At 64.9% G+C, this 20,734-nt stretch carries 19 protein-coding genes and 1 tRNA gene; 7 read left to right on the plus strand and 13 right to left on the minus strand.

Going from position 1 to position 20,734, the window contains the following annotated elements:
• The first annotated feature begins 15 nt into the window (after nucleotides 1-15).
• On the plus strand, nucleotides 16-1,140 hold the full coding sequence (plsX, locus tag H1S04_RS03280; RefSeq protein ID WP_181744114.1) for a phosphate acyltransferase PlsX: 1,125 nt from the start codon (nucleotides 16-18) through the stop codon (nucleotides 1,138-1,140).
• A complete protein-coding gene (locus H1S04_RS03285; protein WP_181744115.1) occupies nucleotides 1,137-2,096 on the plus strand; it encodes a beta-ketoacyl-ACP synthase III in 960 nt (319 codons plus the stop codon). The genes plsX and H1S04_RS03285 overlap by 4 nt, the downstream gene beginning before the upstream one ends.
• Here H1S04_RS03285 and H1S04_RS03290 read toward each other — a convergent pair whose 3' ends face one another.
• The 5 genes from H1S04_RS03290 to H1S04_RS03310 form a co-directional block, all read right to left on the minus strand.
• Complete coding sequence (locus H1S04_RS03290; protein ID WP_181744116.1) at nucleotides 2,097-3,065, minus strand: GNAT family N-acetyltransferase; 969 nt, start codon at nucleotides 3,063-3,065, stop codon at nucleotides 2,097-2,099.
• Nucleotides 3,062-4,240, minus strand: coding sequence for a ribonuclease D (rnd, locus tag H1S04_RS03295; protein ID WP_181744117.1), 1,179 nt, complete (start codon nucleotides 4,238-4,240; stop codon nucleotides 3,062-3,064). Before rnd ends, H1S04_RS03290 begins: the two co-directional genes overlap by 4 nt.
• Before the next feature lie 128 nt (nucleotides 4,241-4,368).
• Nucleotides 4,369-5,415, minus strand: a complete 1,047-nt coding sequence (locus H1S04_RS03300; RefSeq protein ID WP_181744118.1) for a glycosyltransferase — start codon at nucleotides 5,413-5,415, stop codon at nucleotides 4,369-4,371.
• 51 nt (nucleotides 5,416-5,466) lie between these two features.
• The gene (tgt, locus tag H1S04_RS03305; RefSeq protein ID WP_181744119.1) at nucleotides 5,467-6,594 is read right to left on the minus strand and encodes a tRNA guanosine(34) transglycosylase Tgt; all 1,128 of its coding nucleotides are present in this window, start codon (nucleotides 6,592-6,594) and stop codon (nucleotides 5,467-5,469) included.
• Between the two features lie 31 nt (nucleotides 6,595-6,625).
• Nucleotides 6,626-7,813 carry an NAD(P)/FAD-dependent oxidoreductase gene (locus tag H1S04_RS03310; protein WP_181744120.1) on the minus strand — a complete coding sequence of 396 codons (1,188 nt, stop codon included), beginning with the start codon at nucleotides 7,811-7,813 and terminating at the stop codon, nucleotides 6,626-6,628.
• A gap of 94 nt (nucleotides 7,814-7,907) precedes the next feature.
• Here H1S04_RS03310 and H1S04_RS03315 point away from each other — a divergent pair.
• Nucleotides 7,908-7,982 (plus strand) — tRNA-Gln (locus H1S04_RS03315).
• A 411-nt stretch (nucleotides 7,983-8,393) separates the two neighbouring features.
• Nucleotides 8,394-8,666, plus strand: a complete 273-nt coding sequence (locus H1S04_RS03320; RefSeq protein WP_181744121.1) for a hypothetical protein — start codon at nucleotides 8,394-8,396, stop codon at nucleotides 8,664-8,666.
• Nucleotides 8,667-8,704: 38 nt separating this feature from the next.
• On the opposite strand, the gene H1S04_RS03325 is transcribed toward H1S04_RS03320, so the two are convergent.
• The 8 genes from H1S04_RS03325 to H1S04_RS03360 form a co-directional block, all read right to left on the minus strand.
• Nucleotides 8,705-10,516 carry an amidohydrolase gene (locus H1S04_RS03325; RefSeq protein WP_220185074.1) on the minus strand — a complete coding sequence of 604 codons (1,812 nt, stop codon included), beginning with the start codon at nucleotides 10,514-10,516 and terminating at the stop codon, nucleotides 8,705-8,707.
• A 96-nt stretch (nucleotides 10,517-10,612) separates the two neighbouring features.
• Nucleotides 10,613-11,401 carry an isochorismatase family protein gene (locus H1S04_RS03330; RefSeq protein WP_220185075.1) on the minus strand — a complete coding sequence of 263 codons (789 nt, stop codon included), beginning with the start codon at nucleotides 11,399-11,401 and terminating at the stop codon, nucleotides 10,613-10,615.
• Between the two features lie 212 nt (nucleotides 11,402-11,613).
• On the minus strand, nucleotides 11,614-12,525 hold the full coding sequence (locus tag H1S04_RS03335; protein WP_181744122.1) for a LysR family transcriptional regulator: 912 nt from the start codon (nucleotides 12,523-12,525) through the stop codon (nucleotides 11,614-11,616).
• A gap of 101 nt (nucleotides 12,526-12,626) precedes the next feature.
• Complete coding sequence (locus H1S04_RS03340) at nucleotides 12,627-13,154, minus strand: gluconokinase (RefSeq protein ID WP_181744123.1); 528 nt, start codon at nucleotides 13,152-13,154, stop codon at nucleotides 12,627-12,629.
• A gap of 3 nt (nucleotides 13,155-13,157) precedes the next feature.
• Nucleotides 13,158-13,904 (minus strand): SDR family NAD(P)-dependent oxidoreductase, encoded by a 747-nt coding sequence (locus H1S04_RS03345; protein WP_181744124.1) that lies wholly within the window; start codon nucleotides 13,902-13,904, stop codon nucleotides 13,158-13,160.
• 19 nt (nucleotides 13,905-13,923) lie between these two features.
• On the minus strand, nucleotides 13,924-15,216 hold the full coding sequence (locus H1S04_RS03350; protein WP_181744125.1) for a TRAP transporter large permease: 1,293 nt from the start codon (nucleotides 15,214-15,216) through the stop codon (nucleotides 13,924-13,926).
• A complete protein-coding gene (locus H1S04_RS03355; RefSeq protein WP_181744126.1) occupies nucleotides 15,213-15,728 on the minus strand; it encodes a TRAP transporter small permease in 516 nt (171 codons plus the stop codon). The genes H1S04_RS03350 and H1S04_RS03355 overlap by 4 nt, the downstream gene beginning before the upstream one ends.
• A gap of 26 nt (nucleotides 15,729-15,754) precedes the next feature.
• Nucleotides 15,755-16,732: a TRAP transporter substrate-binding protein gene (locus H1S04_RS03360; RefSeq protein WP_181744127.1), complete on the minus strand. Its 978-nt coding sequence runs from the start codon at nucleotides 16,730-16,732 to the stop codon at nucleotides 15,755-15,757.
• Nucleotides 16,733-16,888: 156 nt separating this feature from the next.
• Here H1S04_RS03360 and H1S04_RS03365 point away from each other — a divergent pair, with 156 nt between their 5' ends.
• From H1S04_RS03365 to H1S04_RS03375, 3 genes are all read left to right on the plus strand, one after another.
• Nucleotides 16,889-17,599, plus strand: coding sequence for a FadR/GntR family transcriptional regulator (locus tag H1S04_RS03365; RefSeq protein ID WP_181744128.1), 711 nt, complete (start codon nucleotides 16,889-16,891; stop codon nucleotides 17,597-17,599).
• Nucleotides 17,600-18,412: 813 nt separating this feature from the next.
• Nucleotides 18,413-18,853 (plus strand): alpha/beta hydrolase, encoded by a 441-nt coding sequence (locus H1S04_RS03370; protein ID WP_181744129.1) that lies wholly within the window; start codon nucleotides 18,413-18,415, stop codon nucleotides 18,851-18,853.
• A 200-nt stretch (nucleotides 18,854-19,053) separates the two neighbouring features.
• Nucleotides 19,054-19,650: an NAD-binding protein gene (locus tag H1S04_RS03375; RefSeq protein WP_220185076.1), complete on the plus strand. Its 597-nt coding sequence runs from the start codon at nucleotides 19,054-19,056 to the stop codon at nucleotides 19,648-19,650.
• Nucleotides 19,651-20,734 lie beyond the last annotated feature (1,084 nt).

Raw genomic sequence — 20,734 nt, forward strand, 5'->3', positions numbered from 1 at the left:
TCGGCGGCGACGCGCATGACGCAGACGGCGGACACCGAGACACCACGCCGCTCCTCGAACGGGGGTAGCGTGGTCATTTCCGTTGACGCGATGGGCGGCGATCGCGGTCCGGTTGCGGTCATCGCCGGCATGGCCGAAAGCGCGGCCAAGAACCCTGATATCCGTTTCATCGTCCACGGACCCGAGGCTGAACTGTCGCGGTTGGTCGCGCGTCGGCGCGGGCTGTCCGAGCGCTGCGAGATTCGCGATGCGCCGGGCGTGGTCACCATGAACGACAAACCGGGCCAGGTGATCCGCAATGCGCAAGGCACCTCGATGCTGTCGGCGGTCGAATCGGTGCGCAACGGCGAAGCCTCGGTGGCGGTCTCCTGCGGCAATACCGGCGCGCTGATGGCGCTGTCGATGATCCGGCTGCGCAAGTTGCCGGGGGTGAACCGGCCGGCCATTGCCTGTCTCTGGCCGTCGCGCAATGCGCAGGGCTTCAACGTCATGCTGGATTGCGGCGCCGATATTCGCGCCGATGCCCCCGATCTGCTGCAATATGCGATGATGGGCGCAGCTTACGCGCGCAACGGGCTGGGGCTGGACCGTCCGCGCGTCGGGCTGCTGAATGTGGGTACCGAAGAACACAAGGGCCGAGCCGAGCTGCGTCAGGCGCATGAGCTGATTCTGGCCGCTCAGAACACCGGCAAATTCGAATATGTCGGCTTCGTCGAAGGCGGCGACCTGCCCTCGGACCGGGCCGATGTGATCGTCACCGATGGCTTTACCGGCAATGTGGCGCTGAAAACCGGCGAGGGTACCGCCAAGCTGGTGGGCGACTTCCTGAAGGAAGCTTTCGCCAATTCGTTCATGTCGAAATTCGCGGCGCTGCTGGCGCTGACCTCGCTGAAGCGGTTGCAGAAGCGGATCGACCCGCGCCGCGTCAATGGCGGGGTGTTTCTGGGACTGAACGGCATGGTGGTGAAATCGCACGGCTCTGCCGATGCCACCGGCGTTTCGGCGGCGATCAAGCTGGCCTTCCGGCTGGCGCAATCGGGCTTTCAGGACCGGCTGGCGGCGCGCGTCGCCGAAGCTGCCGCCAATGTCGAGGAAGCCCGCGCCGCGAACGCCGCCTCGACCGATGAGGTATCACCGTGACCCGGCGCGCCGTCATTCGCGGCACCGGCCGTTACCTGCCCGACCGCGTGGTCGAGAACAGCTGGTTCGAAGACAAGATCGACACCTCGGACGAATGGATCCGCGCCCGCACCGGGATTGAGCGGCGTCATTTTGCCGCCGAGGGCGAGACGACCTCGCAAATGGCGATCAGCGCCGCGCAGGCGGCGTTGGACCGCGCGGGCTTCGCCGCCGACGAGATCGATGCGGTGATCGTCGCCACCTCGACCCCGGATCTGACCTTCCCCTCGGTTGCGACGATGGTGCAGGCGGGGCTGGGCATGACGCGCGGCTTTGCCTTCGACGTGCAGGCGGTCTGCGCGGGCTTTGTCTTCGGGCTTGCCAATGCCGATGCGATGATCCGCTCGGGCCAGGCCGAGCGTGTGCTGGTCATCGGCGCCGAGACCTTCAGCAAGCTGATGGACTGGGAAGATCGCGGCACCTGCGTGCTGTTCGGCGATGGCGCCGGCGCCGTTGTGCTGGAGGGCGTGGAGGGTGAACGCGGCATCCTGTCGACCGATCTGAACAGCGACGGCTCCTATCGCGATATCCTGTATGTGGATGGCGGCGTGGCCACCACCGGCACGGCGGGCAAGCTGCGGATGCAGGGCAATGTCCTGTTCCGTCAGGCCGTCGAAAAGCTGGCCGACACCGCGCATCGCGCCATCGACAAGGCGGGGCTGACGGCCGAGCAGGTCGATTGGCTGGTGCCGCATCAGGCGAATGCCCGCATCATCTCGGCCACTGCGCAGCGCATGCATCTGCCGATGGAAAAGGTGATCCTGACGGTCGCCGACCACGGCAATACCTCGGCCGCGTCGATCCCGCTCGCGCTGTCGGTCGCCGATGAGGCGGGCAAATTCGCAAAGGGCGACGTGATCGTGACCGAGGCGATCGGCGGCGGCCTGAGCTGGGGTGCCGTGGTTCTGCGCTGGTAGTCAGCGCCGCTCCATCAGCCAGCCCGGCGAAGGCCCTTCCGCGCGACCCAGCGACGCCACGCTATCCGTGCCCGTGACCCTGAACCCGGCTTTTTCCAGCACCCGGCGCGACGCGGGATTGTCCTGAAACACCTCGGCCTTCAGGGTCACAAGCCCGAACCAGTCCTGCACGTTGTCGCAGAAGGTGGGGACGATCTCGCTCGCCAGCCCCTGCCCCGCGAACTCTGGCGCAAGCGCGTAATAGATCGACGGTGTCTCGCCGTCATGGACCCCGATGCTGCCGATCAGCCGCCCATCCTGCCGGATCGCCATGCGCATTCGCCGCCGCAGCGGGTCCATTACAGGACGCATCAGCGCGGCGAATTCCTCAAGGCTCATGCCACTGTGAAACCGCAGCAGCATCCGCGCCACCAGTGGCGCGGTGAAGATCCGGTGCAGTTCCGGCAGATCCGCGTCACCCAGCGCGGTGATCCGGCATCGCGGTGTCCGAATTTCAAGCGCGTCCGTGAAATCGGCGCGGGAAAGCTGCATCGACCGGGCGGCGAGTTCGGCGCCATCCCGCGCGCGGCGGATGATGTCCGCGCCCATGTCGCGAAAGCCGAGGGCCAGCAGGGTCCGCCGCGACGCGCCATTGTCGGCCAGATGCCACGCCCGGACCGGCTCGTCGCTATCCCGGAAATGCGCGATGATCGCCTGTTGCGCGGCCCGGCGCAGCACGCCCCGGCCGCGAAATTCCGGCGCCACCCAATAGCCGAGATCGCCGCCGGTGCGGATCATCCCGGCGAAATCGCCATCAACAGTTATGGCACGATCCTCGGGCCGGGCTATCTCGGTGATGAAATCGACCGCGTCCTGACGATGGAACGGATCGGGGATGGCGGGCAGAAAGCGCAGGGTGTCCGGGTCCTGCATCGCACGCCAGATGAGCGGCGCGTCCTCCAGCGACGGCGCGCGCAGCCCGACCCTCATGTCAACTCGACGACCCGGACGGCGCCGCCTTCGGCGGAAAGCGCAATCTCGCCGCCGGCGAGGCGCAGCGCATCCAGACCGAAGACCTCGGACCGCCAGCCATGCAGCGCCGGCACGTCGCGCGCACCCTGTGCAATCGCGTCGAGATCGGCCGAAGACGCAATCAGCTTGGGCGCCACGCCCGCCGCATCGGCCTTGGCCTTCAGCAGCACCCGCAGCAATTCGCCAAGCGCGGCGTTGCCGGGCGCGCCCGGTTCATCCTTGGGCGGGCGCGGCGGATTGGGATCTTCCATCCCGGCTTTCACCGCCTGAAGAATGCCTTGGGCGATTTCGGGCTTGCGGCCTTCGCGCATCAGCAGGCGCGACTTGCCCAGTTCAGCCTCGGTGGTGGGCTTGGTCGAAGCGAGCTCCACCAGCGCATCATCCTTGAACACGCGCGAACGCGGCACGTTGCGGGTCTGGGCATATTCCTCGCGGAATGCGGCAAGGGCCTTCACGATCGCCATGAAGCGCGGCGAGGAGGACCGCGTGCGCACCCGTTCCCACGCTTCGGCGGGGCGGGTGATGTAGGTTTCGGGGTCCAGCAGGATCGCCACTTCCTCGGCCACCCAGGGGCCGCGGCCGGTCCTGTCGATCTGCGCCTGCAGCCATTCATAAATGGCGCGCAGATGGGTCACATCGGCGATGGCGTAATCCTGCTGCGCCTTCGACAGGGGCCGCTGCGACCAGTCGGTGAAGCGCGAGGATTTGTCCAGACTGGCCTTCGCGATCTTCCGCACCAGGGTTTCATAGCCCACCTGCTCGCCAAAGCCGCAGACCATGGCGGCGATCTGGGTATCGAACAGCGGTGCCGGAAAAAGGCCCGCGTCATGGAAGAAGATCTCCAGATCCTGACGGGCGGCGTGGAAGACCTTCACCGTCGCCTCGTGGCGGAACAGGTCATAGAGCGGTTCGAGCGAAAGGCCGGGGGCCAGCGGGTCAATCAGCGCCGCGGGTCCGCCTTCGGATTTCGCCCCCGATGCCGGCGGCAGGGCCATCTGGATCAGGCAGAGCCTGGAATAATAGGTCCGCTCGCGCAGGAATTCGGTGTCGAGGGTGACATAGGGAAGCGCCTTCGCCTGTTCGCAGAATGCAGCAAGGGCGTCGGTCGTGGTAATGGTCAAAAACTGGGTCATTCGTCGCTTTCGAAACTGGACGGGTCATCCGCCGATGCGCGGTGCTAGCAGGAACCGCAAAATGGTTCCACAATTTCTTGCGCGCTCATCGGATTTTCATCGGAAATCCTGCACTTCCGAGGGCAATTTCAGCGAACTTCCGCCGTCTCGATCAACTGACGCATGGCGGCGATCCCCTCCGCACCCATGCGCGGCGGTCGTGAATGTTTCCACGCCAGCCGCCAGGCGCGCAGACGGCGCTGAATCTTATCAATCGGCGCCACCCCAAAGCGCGGGTTCAGCGCCCGCCAGGCCAATGATCCGGGCGCCGGGGCGGGGGTGAAATCCGGGTCCCATCGGGCCAGATCCGCAAACCAGGCCGGGTTTACTGCCGTGACCGTCGGATCGTCCGAGATCAGCCAGGGCTTTTCCGCCCCGGCGAAATGCAGGATGAAGGGATCGAACTCCTCGATCAGCTGCCCCTGCCGCCAACGCGCCAGATGCCAGTTCCAGCGCGGGTCCAGCGTCGCCGTCAGCGCCGCCGCCGCCCCGTTCATCGCCGCCTGATCGCCCAGCTTGTGCTTTTGCAGAAGGTCATAGCGCTCGGCGGCGAATTCCAGCGTTCTCGGCCCGATCTGTGCGGCCACATGCGGACCGGTCTGCATGACCATCACTCCCGATTGAAAGAACCGCCCGGACGGGTCCCCCAGATCACCGATCACCCGGCGCGAGCGTTCCTGATTCCTGCGGCTGGCACGGGTGCGCAATTCCGGCTGGTGCAGAAAGGTCAGGCTGGCGGCCAGCGGCCAGTCGCCCGCGATCCGGTCGAACAGGCCCTGAATGCCCGGCCTGCGCAGCCAGGTATCGGTATCCAGATACAGAAGTCGGGCATAATCGTCCTGCAACAGGTCGGGCAGCAGGTGGCGGTAGAACGTCCCCAGCGTGATGCGCGCATTCGGGTGACGTATCTGGGGAATTGCGCTGACGTCCAGCCGCACCCAACGGACGGGGCCATCCCGGAGATGCGGCGGAATCGCCCCCGTATCGGGCGAGGCGATGACGATATCGAAATGACGCTCCGGCTCCAGCCGGGCGATCTGCAGGGCGGCCACCCAGGCATAAGGCAGATGCCCGGCATCGCAGGCGAAGATCACGGCATCACCGTGCCGGGCGGCCTGGCTGGCTTGGACGGGCATCGCGCACCTGTCGGTCCTTTTGCCGCAGTCTTCGCCGATCCCGCCGTTTCGTCAACGCGGAGGAATATCCCCTTCGGCCCTTTTCGCATGAAAATCGGCCACGAAATCGTCCAGCCGCCCTGCCGCGATGGCTGCGCGCAGGCCCGCCATCAGCTCCTGATAGTAATGCAGATTGTGCCAGGTCAGCAGCATGCCAGAGATCATCTCGCCTGCACGGAAGACGTGATGCAGATAGGCACGGGAATAACCCCGGCAGGCCGGGCAGGTGCAATGCTCGTCCAGCGGACGCGGGTCATCGGCGTGACGCGCGTTCTTGATGTTGACCTGACCGCGCCGCGTCCATGCCTGCCCGGTGCGGCCCGAGCGCGAGGGCAGCACGCAATCCATCATGTCCACGCCGCGCTGCACCGCGCCGACGATGTCATCGGGCTTGCCCACCCCCATCAGATAGCGCGGCTTGTCCTCGGGCAGCAGGGCCGGCGCGTAATCGAGCACGCCGAACATCGCCTCCTGCCCCTCGCCCACCGCGAGGCCGCCGATGGCATAACCGTCAAAGCCGATGCCGCGCAGGGCCTCGGCCGATTCCTCGCGCAGATGGCGGATCACGCCGCCCTGCATGATCCCGAACAGCGCATGTCCCGGCCGGTCGCCGAAGGCATCGCGCGAGCGCTGCGCCCACCGCATCGACAGGCGCATCGCCTCGGACTGACGCTCCTCGGTTGCGGGCAGGGCCGGGCATTCGTCGAAGGCCATGACGATGTCGGATCCCAGCAGGCGCTGGATCTCCATGCTGGTTTCGGGGCTGAGAAAATGGCGCGAGCCATCGACATGGCTGGCGAAGGTGACGCCATCTTCGGTCAGTTTGCGCAGCTCGGCCAGCGACATGACCTGAAAGCCGCCCGAATCGGTCAGGATCGGCTTGTCCCAGTTCATGAACGCGTGCAGGCCACCAAGACGCGCGATCCGTTCCGCGCCGGGGCGCAGCATCAGGTGATAGGTGTTGCCCAGCAGGATATCCGCGCCGGTCGCGGCCACCGATTCCGGCAGCATCGCCTTGACCGTCGCCGCGGTGCCGACCGGCATGAAGGCGGGGGTGCGGATCTGGCCGCGCGGCGTATCGATCACGCCCGTGCGCGCCTGCCCGTCGGTGGCATTCACAGTGAAGGAAAATCCGCTCATTCCCGGCCCTTTGTCTCGCGAAGGCGGCGTTCTAGCGCAATGCGCCCGCCAGCGAAAGCCCCGCCGCATGAGCGGACGCCCATGCCCATTGGAAATTATACCCGCCCAGCCAGCCGGTCACATCGACGCATTCGCCGATGAAATACAGACCCGGCACGTCCCGCGCCTGCATGGTGCTGGCGTCGAGGTCGCGGGTGTCGATACCGCCCACAGTCACCTCGGCGGTGCGATAGCCCTCGGACCCGACCGGGCGGACCTGCCAGCGCTGGATACGCGCCGCGATCCGGTCGATGGCGGCATTGTTCTGATCGGCCAGCCGCGCGCCTTCCAGACCCAGATCGGCGGCGATCGCCTCGGCCAGCCGCGCCGGCAGATGCGCGCCCAGCACCGTCTGGATCGCCACGCGACCGCCCTGCCCGCGCCGGTCGCGCAAAGCCCCGGCGAGATCGGCATCAGGGGCGAGGTTCACGATGATCTCCTCGCCCGGGCGCCAGAAGCTGGATATCTGAAGGATCGCCGGCCCCGACAGCCCGCGATGGGTGAACAGCAGCGCATCGCGAAAGCGGGTCTTGCCGTGGCTGACCTCGGCCTCGACGGCGATGCCGGCAAGGGGTTTGCACAGCGCCAGATCCTGCTCGGCGAAGGTCAGCGGCACCAGACCGGGTCGCGTCTCGACGATCCGCAACCCGAATTGCAGCGCCAGATCATAGGCCAGCCCCGTCGCCCCCATCTTCGGGATCGACTTCGCACCGCAGGCCACCACCACCCGCTTCGCCCGGATCACCCCCCGAGAGGTCCGCGCCGCATAGCCGTCCGCATCGCGGGAAAGGCCCGCCAGCGTGGTGTCGAGCCACAGCTCGGCCCCCGCCATCCGGCGGATCAGCATCTCGGTGATCTGGGTGGCCTTGCCGTCGCAGAACAGTTGCCCGAGGGTCTTTTCATGCCAGCCAATCCCCGCCTGATCGACAAGCGCGACGAAATCGGACGGACGATAGCCCGCCAGCGCCGAGGCGACGAAGCGCGGGTTTTCCGACAGGAACCGTTCGCGTGTGGTGGCGAGATTGGTGAAGTTGCACCGCCCCCCGCCCGAGATGCGAATCTTCTCGCCGGGCCGGGCGGCATGGTCGATCACCACCACGCGCGCCCCCTGCGCGCGCGCCGTGCCGGCGCAGAAAAGACCGGCGGCCCCGGCGCCGATAATCAGCAGATCAGTCTCCATGAAGGCGTCCTACGCCCTGCACAAAAGCGCCGCAAGTTTTTCCAAATCTCCCCTTGCACCCCTCGGAAACGGGCGCTAGATACGCCCCCACAGTTGGGGCGTGGCCAAGTGGTAAGGCATCGGTTTTTGGTACCGTGTACCGTAGGTTCGAATCCTACCGCCCCAGCCATAAATCTGAAAAATGACCTGAACCAGTCGCTTAGGCCCACCTTTTGGGCCATGATGACACCATGTCATCATTGTGACGCGAAGAAGCCCGCTGACCCTTGTTAGAAAGGGCTTGCCTAAGCCCACAACAGGCTGTTCAGCATCCGACACCCCAAAAACCATCAAAAGGGGCTTCTCCTCTCGCATTGCCGATGTCGTTGGCCGATTGACTGCTATTGACGCCCGTACCGGACGGGCCAATGCCAAAACGCTGACATCCTTCCATTCCAAAAAAGGATCACACCATCAAACCGTGGGATCAAACAACCTAGCCTCCATGGGGATCCCCTACGATTCAGGTTTCAACCGAAACGCTTTACGCCGGGGTTCTTGACGGCGATTCTTCTGTTCCGGCGGACCGAATCCCGGCGGCATGGATGAGGTGTGGTTCTACGACCTCGACCCCAACGGCCTCAGCCTTGACGACAAGCGAAGCCTGCTCGTGCCCGAAGACAAGATCGGTCCTTGGGCCGAGCTGACCAGGAACGAGGCGAAGCTGAACAACCTGCCCGATGCCATTGCCCGCTGGCATCAGAGTGAAAGCACCGAGAAGGACGACACGCCACCCCCGCAGAAATCAGCCTCCGACAAACCCGATGCTGTTCAGGTTGTGATTTGTGATCACCTATATCTTTGCAGCAACTGAATAATTGGCGCGTGAACTTCAGTTGTCATGCGAGGAAATCATTGTCCGGCAAGCGCAGCCTCATAGGTCACCACCGGAGACCATTCAGGACTGACGGCGGGCAACGCGTCAGGGGCGAGATCTGCAAATTCCTGCGCGGCATAGACGATATTGCCGCCGGTCGCGGTCAGGACGGATTCCAGCGACAGAATCTCATCCTCGGCGACCGAGAAATAGTCGTCGCTCAGCACCGCGAAATCCGCATACATGCCGTCGGCGATCCGGCCCTTGACGTCCTCCTCCTGCGAGAACCAGGCCGAACCGGTGGTGAACAGCGCCAGCGCTTCCTCGCGGGTCAATTTGTTGTCCTCGGCGAATTGCTGGGTTCCACCGACCGTCTTGCCCGAGACCAGCCAATACAGGGATGCCCAGGGGTTATAGCTGCTGACACGGGTGCCGTCGGTCCCGGCACCGACGGGTATGCCCATGTCCAGCATCTTGCGCAGCGGCGGCGCGTGGGCAGCCACCTCGGCCCCGTAGCGTTCGATGAAATACTCGCCGCCGAAGGCCAGCCGGTTCTGGATGGCGATGCCGCCGCCAAGCGCCTTGATGCGGTCCAGATCGGCATCGTGGATGGTTTCGGCATGGTCGATGAACCAGCGCGGGACGAATTTTCCCTGTTCCTCATTCACCTGCTCGAACACATCCATGATCAGGCTGATGCTGTCGCCATAGGTGGCATGCTGGCGCAGGGGCCAGCCGGCCTCGACCAGCATCGTCGTGACCCGGTGCAGATCGCCAGCGGGGTCCTGACCCTCGGCCTTGCGCTGTGCGAGATCGGGCGCCGGGGCAAGAAAATTCTCCCAATCGCCGACGCTGTGGGCCAGAAACTCGCCGGCGCCCTCCAGTTCGTAGCCATGCTCGATCTGGGCATCGGCGTTCACGCCTACCTCGTTTTCCGCGATCCATCTGGCGAAATCCGACGCCTCCTGCCCGGCCGTCTGCGCGAAAAGGTAATAGCTGATCCGCAGGGGCAAGCCGTCATTGGTCGCCACGTCGAGGCTGGCCGCGTAATCCGTGGGAAACACATGGCCGCCCCCACCCGCGTCAGAGGTGGAGGTCATCCCGAGGCGGTTCAGGTCGCGATAGTAATGCAGCGTCGAATTGACCTGATCCTCAGGCGACAATTGCGGCAGATCGGCGATGGCCTTGTAAAGAATGGCGGGGTTAGGCTCGGCGTAAAGGATCGCCCCACCATCCACGAACTCGATCCGCGCACCGTCCGGGACCGGCGTTTCGGGGGTAAGACCCATCGCCTTCACCCCGGCCGCGTTCAGAAATCCCATGCTGTAGAGAAACAGCACGAAGGTCGGGGTAGCGGGCGCGGCCTCGTTCAGTTCCTGCACGGTCGGCATCCGCCGTTCCTCGAACTGATAGGGTGACCAGCCGCCAATGACCCGCACCCATTGGCCGTCCGGGACGCGGGCGGCCTCGGCACGCACCAGATCCAGCGCCTGGGCAAGCGACGGAACGCCCTCCCACCGGGTTTCGAGGTTGAAGAACCGGCCGCCACGAATGGTGTGGGAATGCACGTCGTTCAAGCCGGGAATGACCGTGCGTCCATTGGCGTCGATGACCGTGGTTGCGTCGCCGCGATAGGCCTCGATATCCGCGTCCGCCCCGACTGCGACGAATTTGCCGTCCCTGACGGCAAAGGCGGTCGCCTGCGGCTGCTCGGGGTCGATGGTGTGAACCGCAGCATTCAGGACGATGAGATCGGCAGGTTGGGTGTCCTGCGCCGATGCGGTCGACATCCCCGTGAATGCGGCCAGCGTCATCGCGATTGAAATGCCGTTGAAAACAATGCTCATGATATCCTCCAGAATGGAAAACCAGCGGCTATGATCGCCTCGCAGCCGCGTTCTCGGCCCAGGTGCAGTTGCCCAGGGGGTCGGGCGGCGACCTCTCTATTCCTGACCGGCAACTTCCTGCGCCCGCGCATAACTTTCCGTCACCGCGCGGTATTCGGGCACCAGTTCACTATACAGGGCGCCCCAGTTCGCCGCGTCCGGGCGGTTCCAGGTGCGGTGCGTCTCGCTGAGAATGGTGTTGGTGGTGACCGGTTGCACGCCGCCATTCGCCATCCGCAGCATCGCCGCGTCAGAGGCGAGCTTGCTGACATCGCCCGAGGCGTCCATCACCGCAAAGACCTTGTAGCCGTCGGCCCGCGCCTCAAGTGCGGGGAAGGCGACGCAGACGCTGGTCCAGACCCCCGCCATGATGAGCGTCTTGCGGCCCGTCGCCTCCACTGCGGCGACGAAATCGGCATTGTCCCAGGCGCTCACCTCGCCCATTCGCCCGACATAGACCGCGCTCGGGGCGGCGGCGGTCAGTTCTTCCATGATCGGGCCGTTGGTACCATCCGGTTCCGAGGCGGTGTAGAGGATCGGCATTCCGGCATGTTCGGCGATCTTGGCAAGGGCCACGGTATTGGCCCGCAAGACGCTGACGGGAATATCATTGACGGTCTGAAAAAGCCCGGTCTGATGATCGAGCAGCAACAGGACCGCATCGTTCGGATCAAGCAGAGCTTCATATGCCGCTTCGCTCGGCTGACGCGACAGGCCTTCGATCTGAGGCCGCCCGGTCGCTTCCTGCGCCCAGGCGTAACCGCCACCGGCAATCGGTTGGGCGACGATCGCCAGCATGGCCGCCACGGCAAAACTGCCCGCCGTCCACCATCCTGTGTTTCTCATAATATCCTCCATCAAATGTGCAATCGGGACCGCTCGGGGACATGCCGTCTTGTCGGTTCGCAGGCCATCGGCCAAGTCCCTGCGGATCATGCCCGCGCGGATGCAGCAGCCATGTCACGGCAAGCTGGGATATCGGCTGCGCCAAGATTCAGCTTAGCAGGCGAATCCGTCGGCAAGGCGTGCAATACCGCAAGTGGAACTTGCAGATTTGGCTACACCCCTTCGCCTTCGAACAGGGGGCGATGGCGGATGATCCGTGCCGCGACGAAGTCGACGAACAGCCGGACCCGTGCTGACCGTCCCATGTCGGGGCAGGTCAGCAGCCACAGATCGGTCGTCGCATCGAACTCGGGGGCGGAATGCCGCACGAGCCCCGGCCGCAGATCGCCGACAAAACAGGGCAAGCGGCCCACGCCCATCCCCCGTTCCACGGCCTCGGCAACCCCCAGAATCGTATTGGTCCGGTAAACCACGTCTGCCGTCACATTCCTGTCTGATCCGGTCTGAGCCACCCTGCGCGGGGCAGATTTCTCTTTGGGATCGGGCGTCGCGGCTTTGCGGTCCGTCGTCGCGTCGCCGACATCGTGCTGACCGGCTTCGTGGACCGATCCATAGAGTGCCCAGGCAATTCTGGCGATGCGTCGGCCAATCATCTCGTCCGGGGGCTGGCCGTTGGCGAAAATGACGACATTCGCGTCATGCGCGGAAAGGTCCGGCCTCTTGTCGACGGTCGTCACATTCAGGCGAATGTCCCGATATTGCTGAAGGAAATAGGCTAAGACCGGCATCAACAGATGAAGCAACGCTTCGTCGATGACGAGGCGCAATTCGCCGACCAGCAGCACCTCCCGTTCCGCGACCCGGCGAAGCGACGTGGTGATCTCGGACTCCAGCCGCTGCGCCAGTGCCACGATCTCGGCCCCGGCAGGCGTCAGTTCATAGCCGCCGCGATGGCGGCGAAACAATGCGACGCCCATCGCGTCCTCGATTTGCCCGAGGCGGCGAAAGACCGTTGACGCACTGATCTGAAGCTCTGCCGCCGCCCCCGGCATGCCGCGCGCTTCGGCGATGGCCTTGACCAGACGAAAGTCGTCCCAGTCGGGTTCTGACGATGTCTTGACCATGCCTGGCTCCTGTCGTCGTGATGGTGGTGTTGAGCCTTAGGCAGCGCACGCTCAGGCCTCCTCTCCTGCGAAGGATCGCAGAGTGAGAACCATTGCTTCCATCACCGTTCAGTCCGGAGGATGACAGGCCGTCCGCAGGACAACCAGTCCGTCGCCGCCATCAGCAGTTGCGCGGGCGCGTCGACCACATCGCAGGCCAGAACATTTTCACCGCTCGGCGGCTCCAGCGTGGCGATCTGGCTTTCCAGCAGCGCCGGGTTCATAAAATGCCCGGATCGCGCCACCATACGCGCGGCAATCACCTCACGCGATCCGCCGAGATGGATATAGCGGATCGGCAGTTCCGCCGCCTGTTCCAGCCGGTCGCGATAGGTTTGTCGCAATGCCGAGCAGGCAGCGACCGCAACGCCATCGCGCCGGGTCAGATCGCCCAGACGCTGGCCCACGGCATCCAGCCAGGGCCAGCGATCTTCGTCGGTCAGCGCGATCCCCGCCGCCATCTTGCGCCGATTGGCGGCGCTGTGCAGATCATCGGCCTCGATGAGGGAGGCGTGCAGCGCCGCCGCGAGCCGTTGGGCCAGCAGCGATTTTCCGCAGCCGCTGACCCCCATGACGATGACGGCGCGCATCGCTCAGCCCGTGACCCGCATCGACATGCCACCATCGACAACGATCATCTCGCCGGTGACGAAATCGTTCTCGATCAGCTGCCGGGCGGCCTGGGCGACGTTTTCGGGCGTGCCTTCGCGCTTCAGCGGGATGCGCTTGTCGAGATTATGCGCCTTGGCCTGATCGCTCATCGCGTCGTGGAAACGGGTGCGGATGATCCCCGGTGCCAGCACATTGACGCGGATGTTTTCCGCCGCGTGGTCGAAGGCCAGTGCCTTGGCCATCGGGATCAGCGCGCCCTTGACGGTCTGATAGGCGACCGTGCCGGGGCAGCCGCGAATCCCCGCGACCGAGGAGATCAGGATCACCGCCCCGCCTTCGCGCGCAAGGTAAGGATGGGCGGCGCGGAACAGGGTGAAGACCGGGTGGACATGGATGTCGAAAGCGGCGCGCCAGTCGCTTTCCTCCAGTTCCAGCATGGTGCCCGGCGCCGGGCCTCCGGCGGAATGGACCAGAATGTCCAGCCGGCCGAAGCGCTCGGCGGTGCGGCGGACGAGGGCCTCGGCCTCGGCGGGGTTCGAGACATCGCCCAGTTCCACCGCGACGCGCGCGGCACCGAAGCGGGTCAGCAACTCGGCCGCTTCCGCGGTTTCAGAGCGACCGTTCAGCGCCACCTTGGCGCCCGCGTTCAGCAGGTCCTCGGCGATGGCGAGGCCGATGCCGCGGGTGCCGCCGGTGATCAGGGCAACCTTGTCAGTCACATCATACATGTCATGTTCCTCAATATGGTCAGGGCCGGACCAATCCCGGCACCGTCGTGGACAGCGCCGGGACAAAGACCAGCAGGATCAGGTAGGCAATAAGCAGCGCCAGAAACGGCAGCGCGGCACGAACGGTGTCCAGATAGGGCACCTTTGCGATGGCATTGGTGATGAACAGCAGGACCGCGACCGGCGGGCTGACCGCGCCGATCTGGTTGGCGACGATCATCAGCACGCCCAGTTGCAGCGGGTCGAAGCCGTAGGCCTGCCCGACATAGGTGGCAATCGGCACGAAGACGATCAGCACCGACAGGCTTTCCAGAAACATCGTCAGCAGCAGCACGATGGCCAGCATCAGCAGCAGGACGACATGACCATTGTCCGAAACCCCGCGCAGGAAGCCCAGCACCATGTCGTTGAAACTGAGATAGGACAGGATCCAGCCAAGCGCCCCGGTGACGGCGATGATGCCCACGACCATGGCCGTGGTTACCGCCGCATCCAGCACGATGCCCGGCAGGTCGCGGAAGGAGATCTCGCGATAGATCACCATGCTGACCAGCAAGGAATAGAGACAGGCGACGACCCCGGCCTCGGTCGCGGTGAAGATGCCGGCGAAGATGCCGCCGAGGATGATGAAGGGGGCCAGCAGCGCCACCCAGGCCTGCCGGATGGCCCGCAGGACCTGACCGACCGTGGCACGGGGCGAATGCTTCGCCAGCGCCGGATAGCGCCCGGTCCCGGCCAGCACCCGGATGAACAGCATCAGCGTCGCCGCCAGCACCAGACCGGGCACGATGCCGGCCAGAAACAGGCCACCGATCGACACGCCGGTCATCGCGCCATAGACGATCATCGTCATCGAGGGCGGGATGATCGGCCCGATGATCGCCGACACCGCGACGATCGCCGAGGCAAGGCCGCCCGGATAGCCCTGCCGCTTCATCTCGGGGATCAGGATCGAACCGACCGTGGCCGCCTCGGCCGCGGATGAACCCGAGACATTGGCCATCGCCGTGCAGGCCACGACGCTGGTATGGCCGAGGCTGCCGCGCAGATGGCCGACCAGCGTCTGGGCGAACCCGACCAGAGCGCGGGACAGCCCGCCCTTGGCCATCAGGGCGCCCGCGAGGATGAAGTAAGGCAGTGCCAGCAGGCTGAAGCTGTCGATCATCGCGAAGGTCCGCTGCGCGAACAGCGCGAAATTGACGCCGGGCAGCACGAAGATGCCTGCGGCACTGGTCAGGCCGATGGCCAGCAGCACCGGAAAGCCCAGCATCACCAGCGCGAGCAGGCCACCGAACAGAAGCGCAAGGGTCATGTCCTGCCCCCATTGGTGATGCGCAGCGCCAGTCGCTCGGCGGCGGCGAGGATCATATAGCCGCCGCCCAGCAGAAAGCCCGCATAGACCTTGTCCATCGTCACCCCCAGCCCGGCGCTGATCTGGCGTGAGGACACGCCAAGGATCTTCCACGCCGAACAGACGATCAGCACGCCCAGCAGCAGCCAGGCCGCGTCGATCAGCCCGCGCAAGGCGGCCGCGGGACGTCCCGGCAGCATCCCCTGCAACAGATCGACGCCGATATGCGCACCGCGCCGATAGGCGATGGTGACGGCCAGCAGCACCAGCCAGATATGGCCGTAACGCTGGAATTCCTCGGACCAGGACAGCGAATTGCCGAGGAAGAAGCGGTTCACGATCTGCGCCACCGCCACCAGCACGATGGCGAGAAACAGCAGGATCGCCGCCCCCTCGACCGCCCGGTGCAGATAATGCGTCACCGTGAAACCGCCGGGCGGCGCGGTCTCGGTCATGACGGTTTCGGCTTCCATGATTTCCCCCTTTCAGGCAGCGGCGATCACTCGGGCGCCGCCGCGCGGATCTGTTCGAGGATGTCGGTCGCGCCGATGCTGGCCGCGATCTTGTCCTGCACGGGGCGGGTTGCGTCTTGCAGCGGCTGGGTGTCGATCTCGGTGATAGTCATGCCCTCGGCCGCCAGCGCATCCAGCGCCTCCTGCTCGCGCGCGGGGGCGAGAGCGCGTTCCAGATCGCGGGCGAAATCCGCCGCCGCCATCACCTGCGCCTTCTGCTCCTCATTCAGCCGGCCCATGAAGGCGGTCGAGCAGACAAAGGCCACCGGCCCGAACAGGTGGCGGGTCAGCGTGTAATTGCCCGCGACCTCGTTGAACTTGTTGGCCTGAACCAGTGCCGCGCTGTGTTCCAGCCCGTCCAACACCCCGGTTTCCATTGCCGTGTAGATCTCGCCGAAGGCCATCGGCGTGGCATTGGCGCCCATGGCGTTGATGGTCTGGACATAGGTGTCGGTCGGAATGGTGCGGATCTTCAGCCCCTTCAGATCATCGGCGCTGGCGATCGGGGTCTTGGTGGCGACGTTGCGATAGCCCCAGCTGTCCAGCCAGGCCAGGACTTCGAAACCCGCCTCGCGCAGGCCATCGGCAAGCTGGTCGCCGACCGGGCCGTCCAGCACGCGATGGACATGGTCGTAATCGGCCCAGAGATAGGGCAGATCGACCACGCCCAGTCTGGCGTCGAAATTCCCCAGGATCGCCGTGCCCGAGATGGCGCAATCCGCGCCCGAGCCAAGCTGCATCGCCTCATAGACCTCGCGTTCCTGCCCCAGCTGGTTGTTGGGGAAGATCGCGACGGTCATGTCGGTGCCGAAATCCTGCAGATAATTCTTGAAGGCCCAGGCGGCCATATGCAGTTCCGACGACAACGCCGCCTGACTGGAATGGGCCAGTTTCACCTCCAGCGCACCGGCCCCCTGGGCCAGCAGCAGCGACAGCGCCGAGCTTGCAAGCAAAGTGGTTTTCATCACGCTCCTCCATGTGATTCTTATTTGTAATACAATATTACTTAAAAACGCGTCAAGCCGCATGAAAGCTGGTTGAAAGGGGCGCGCATTGCGGATACCCCGGCGGTGAGGTGATGAATTGTCCGACTTATCGGCCAAAACCCGGAAGGAGTCGCCATGACCAAGGAAGCCTTGTCGCTGAAGCTGCACATGCGGGTGGCCGATGTGCTGGGCATGGCGATCCTGCGTGGCGACTATCCGGCAGGAACCGTGCTGCCACCCGAGATGCAGCTCTGCGAGGAGTTGGGGATCAGCCGCACCGCCCTGCGCGAGGCGCTGCGCGGGCTGATCGCCAAGGGCCTGCTGGAATCGCGCCCCAAGCGCGGGACGCTGGTGCGCGATGAAGTTTACTGGAACCATCTCGACCCCGACCTGCTGCGCTGGCGGATCGAGACCACGGATACCTCGACCTATCTGGAAAAGATGTTCGCCCTGCGCCGCGCCACCGAACCTGAGGCGGCCGCACTCGCCGCCCGCCACGCCCTGCCCGAGAACCGGGCACAGCTGGCGGCGGATTTTCAGGCCATGGTCGATGCGGGCGACGATGATGCCGCCTGGGTCGAGGCCGATCTGGCCTTTCACCGCACCGTCTATCTGGCCACCCGCAACGAGTTCTTCTGGCCGATCGGCGAGATGCTGGCGGTCAGCCTGCGGCAGATGTTCAGCATCGCCGCGCAGGGTTCGCACCGGGCGCGGGCCATCGCCGAGCATGCCGACCTGTGCAGCGCCATCGTCGAGGGCAAGCCGGATCTGGCCCGCGCCGCCTCGCTGACGCTGCTCGGCAATGCGGTCTCAGATATCGACCGGGTCAGGACCGAGGGGCGTTGACCACGCTGCTTGCCCGATCGCCTGCTGCGATCAGCCGATCCTGCCCTCTTTCATCAGCGCAAAGCGTTTGGGGAAATACCATTGCAGCACTTTGCGGAACCTATCCGAGTTTTCGCGCGCCCAGTTCCGCATCAGTTCAGGCCCGAATTGGATCGCCGTGATCGGTGTCGCACCCGCTGCCCGCATCCGCTCCAACGTAAGCGTTGCAACTGACCCCGCCTGACCTACCTATTCTTTAGCTGGCCACAGCCCTATCTTGGCGCTACGCGCCAAGATGAAGCACCACAACGTAACCTCTCGGCGCTTTGCCGCCATTTTAGAGTGCGCCGCGCCGCCCTGCGGCATTCTACAGACCGACCGTTTGCGCGTTGCGCAGCAATTCTGACCGGACAATACTGCCGAAGCAAGCAAAGCGACGTTCGGCCAAGCGCCGCGTAGCGAGCCACTGAGCACCCATCCCATTCGCATGTCTCCACCTCACCCCCGGAAGGCCCGTGAGAGAGCTTGGGGAACCAAAAGGGGATGGGGCTGGAGTTGCCCGGCGCGCCTGTAGCCGCGTGTAAGCGGTAGGCGAATGCTACGGCTGGCCGCTTGCGCCAAGGATACGCACCCGCGACGAACTCCCGCTCACCCAGATTACCGCCACTGCGATGCTGCAACGCTGCAAGTCCGTTTTGCACCCTTCTGCCTACGTCCCTACGAAACGGACGTTGGCTGCTCTATCCTGCAATGCGCGGCGTCGATAGCCTACCCGGCTCAAGCCGGGCAGGTTCCTGAGGCTTCGTCACTGTCGCCTCGCGACTATTCGATGCCGTGGCGTCGTCTCGCCGCGCGGTGACGGAAATGGGTGCGGCGCGCTTCTTTCGCCGCACCGGCGAGCGCGTCTATGACATGGCCGATCTGGCGCGGGCGACCGACAAGCTGGCCAGCTATGTCGAGGGCTTCAGGGCGCAGCATCCGGGCCGCCCCCTCCGCGGCTTCGGCTATTCCAACGGGGCGAATATCCTCGCCTCGGTGATGATCGCCCGTCCCGATCTGTTCGACCGGCTGGGCCTGCTGCACCCGCTGATCCCGTGGCAACCTGCCCCCGCGCCCGACCTGAAGGGTCGGCAGGTGCTGATCACCGCCGGGCGCAATGATCCGATCTGCCCCTGGCCGCTGACCGAGCGGCTGGCGGACTGGACCCGTGCGCAGGGTGCGTTGCTCGCCACCTCCTATCACGACGGCGGCCACCAGATCCGGCGCGAGGAATGAGCGCGTTGGCCGAGTTTCTGCGCAGCGCGGCGTGACGGTCGAGACCGCGCTATCGAACACAGCGAAGTCGGCAGAGGGCAGGCCATCGTCCGCCCTCTGCCCATTTGGCGGCAGTCGCCCCGGCTTGTCTTGGCCGCCAAACAGCGACTACCCTTCAAACAGCCACTACCCTTCAAGTTGAACATGAGAAGGGGGACGACATGGCGACAGAGGGACTTGGTCCGGTGATCGGGCCCGCGGCGCCGGTTATGGCGGCGGCAGTGGTTGCGGTGCGGCTGTTCAGACGGCTGGGGCCTGGCCCGATGCTGGTGCATTTTGCTGCCGGAGTGCTGGTATCGATACTCGACAGCGATCCCGACCGCATCCGCGAGGCCGAGAAATGGGGGGCCAGGTTCTATTTCGGCGACTGTGCAAGGCTCGACGTCCTGCGCCATTCCAGTGCCGAGGAGGCCGAGGTGATCATGGTTTGTGTTGACGATCCCAAGGTCGCGACCCAGATCGCCAGCCTTCTGATCCATGAATTTCCGCAGGCCAAGGTTCTGGTTCGCGCCCATGATCGCGGCCATGCGATCGAACTGATCCATGCCGACGTGGATTACCAGATCCGGGAAACCGTGGAATCGGCGTTGGCATCGGGGCGCAGGGTCTACGCGCCCTTGGCTGTTCCGAACTGGCTGTGTCGGAAAGGTGGGCGGACATCCGCCGCCGCGATACCGAACGGCTTGATCTGCAGATGCAGGGCGATTTCATGGCCGGTCGCGACCGATATCTGGCCGCTCCCGTCCCCGAGCCGCTGACGAAGGTTCAGGGGACATCCGGTTGATCCAGCTCAGTTGCTGTGGGCAGTGCAGGCCTGGGAAACGCGTGTCTAGCTCTCTTGGGCGAAGCCGAGGCTGATATATCCGAACCGCCAAGGGGGGATTTCTGCCGTCACGGCGCATAGACTGCGGGCTTGCTGATCGTCATCAGACCCGCCGCCTGCCCGTTGCTAACGCTGAGCCCGAAGTAATTCCATCCGCCGGCCGCCGAGATGATGTAGTCGATGCTGCCTTGGCTTACCGAGTTGACGATTGTGGGACTCGGCGCTGTTGGCCAGCCAGCGAAAGCTCTCGGTGGGTCATCGCAATGCTCATCCGGCGCAGCGGGGTCGCCGCGTTGCCGTACGCGTCAAGGCGCGCCCCGATCACAGTCAGTCGCCGCGTCGGGTTGCCGGGTCGATGCGCCCCTCGATCAGGCCCGGGTCACGGATTGGGCGGGCATCGGCGGAGCTGTCGCGCAGGAAGTCCTCGACGCTCTGGCGATGCGGCGACGAGAACGCCGCCGGTGTTCACCGACAGGCTCACGCCAACGGCCTCGCCCTCGCGGTATCCATGGCGCGCCTTCTACAGGAACATCGCCGGCACATACTGGGCCGCCGCTGCCTGCTTATGCAGCATGGCCACCAGCTTGTCGTGCTCGACCTCCGGCTGGCCATCCATCCGTTGCGGCGCATACCGAGGGCGGCGGCAATGGTGGTGACGTGGCAGCCCCGGACCGCAAGCTCCCTGACCGTCTTGAAGCCCAAGGGGGCAACCTCATTGTGCTCTGTGCCATAATCTCTTTCAGCACCATGAGGTTGCCGTTGGCCTGCGCCCACCAGGACCCGAAGGTGTGGCGAAGTTCATGAAGTCACGGGTCATGCAAGCCCGTGCGCTCTCGCACCCCGTTGAAGACGTTCTTGAAGGATGCGAACGGCTCGTGCTTCCCCGTCAGACGGTTCAAATGGATGAAGACGTTAACTTCTCCCGTGCGCAACCACTGGGATCATGTGAACCAATATTTTGCCCAGGACCTGGCGGGCAAGCGCCGCAAGTCCGAAGCCATGGCTGGCACTGGGATGCC

The organism is Paracoccus sp. S1E-3 (assembly GCF_013868135.1).
GTDB lineage: Bacteria > Pseudomonadota > Alphaproteobacteria > Rhodobacterales > Rhodobacteraceae > Paracoccus.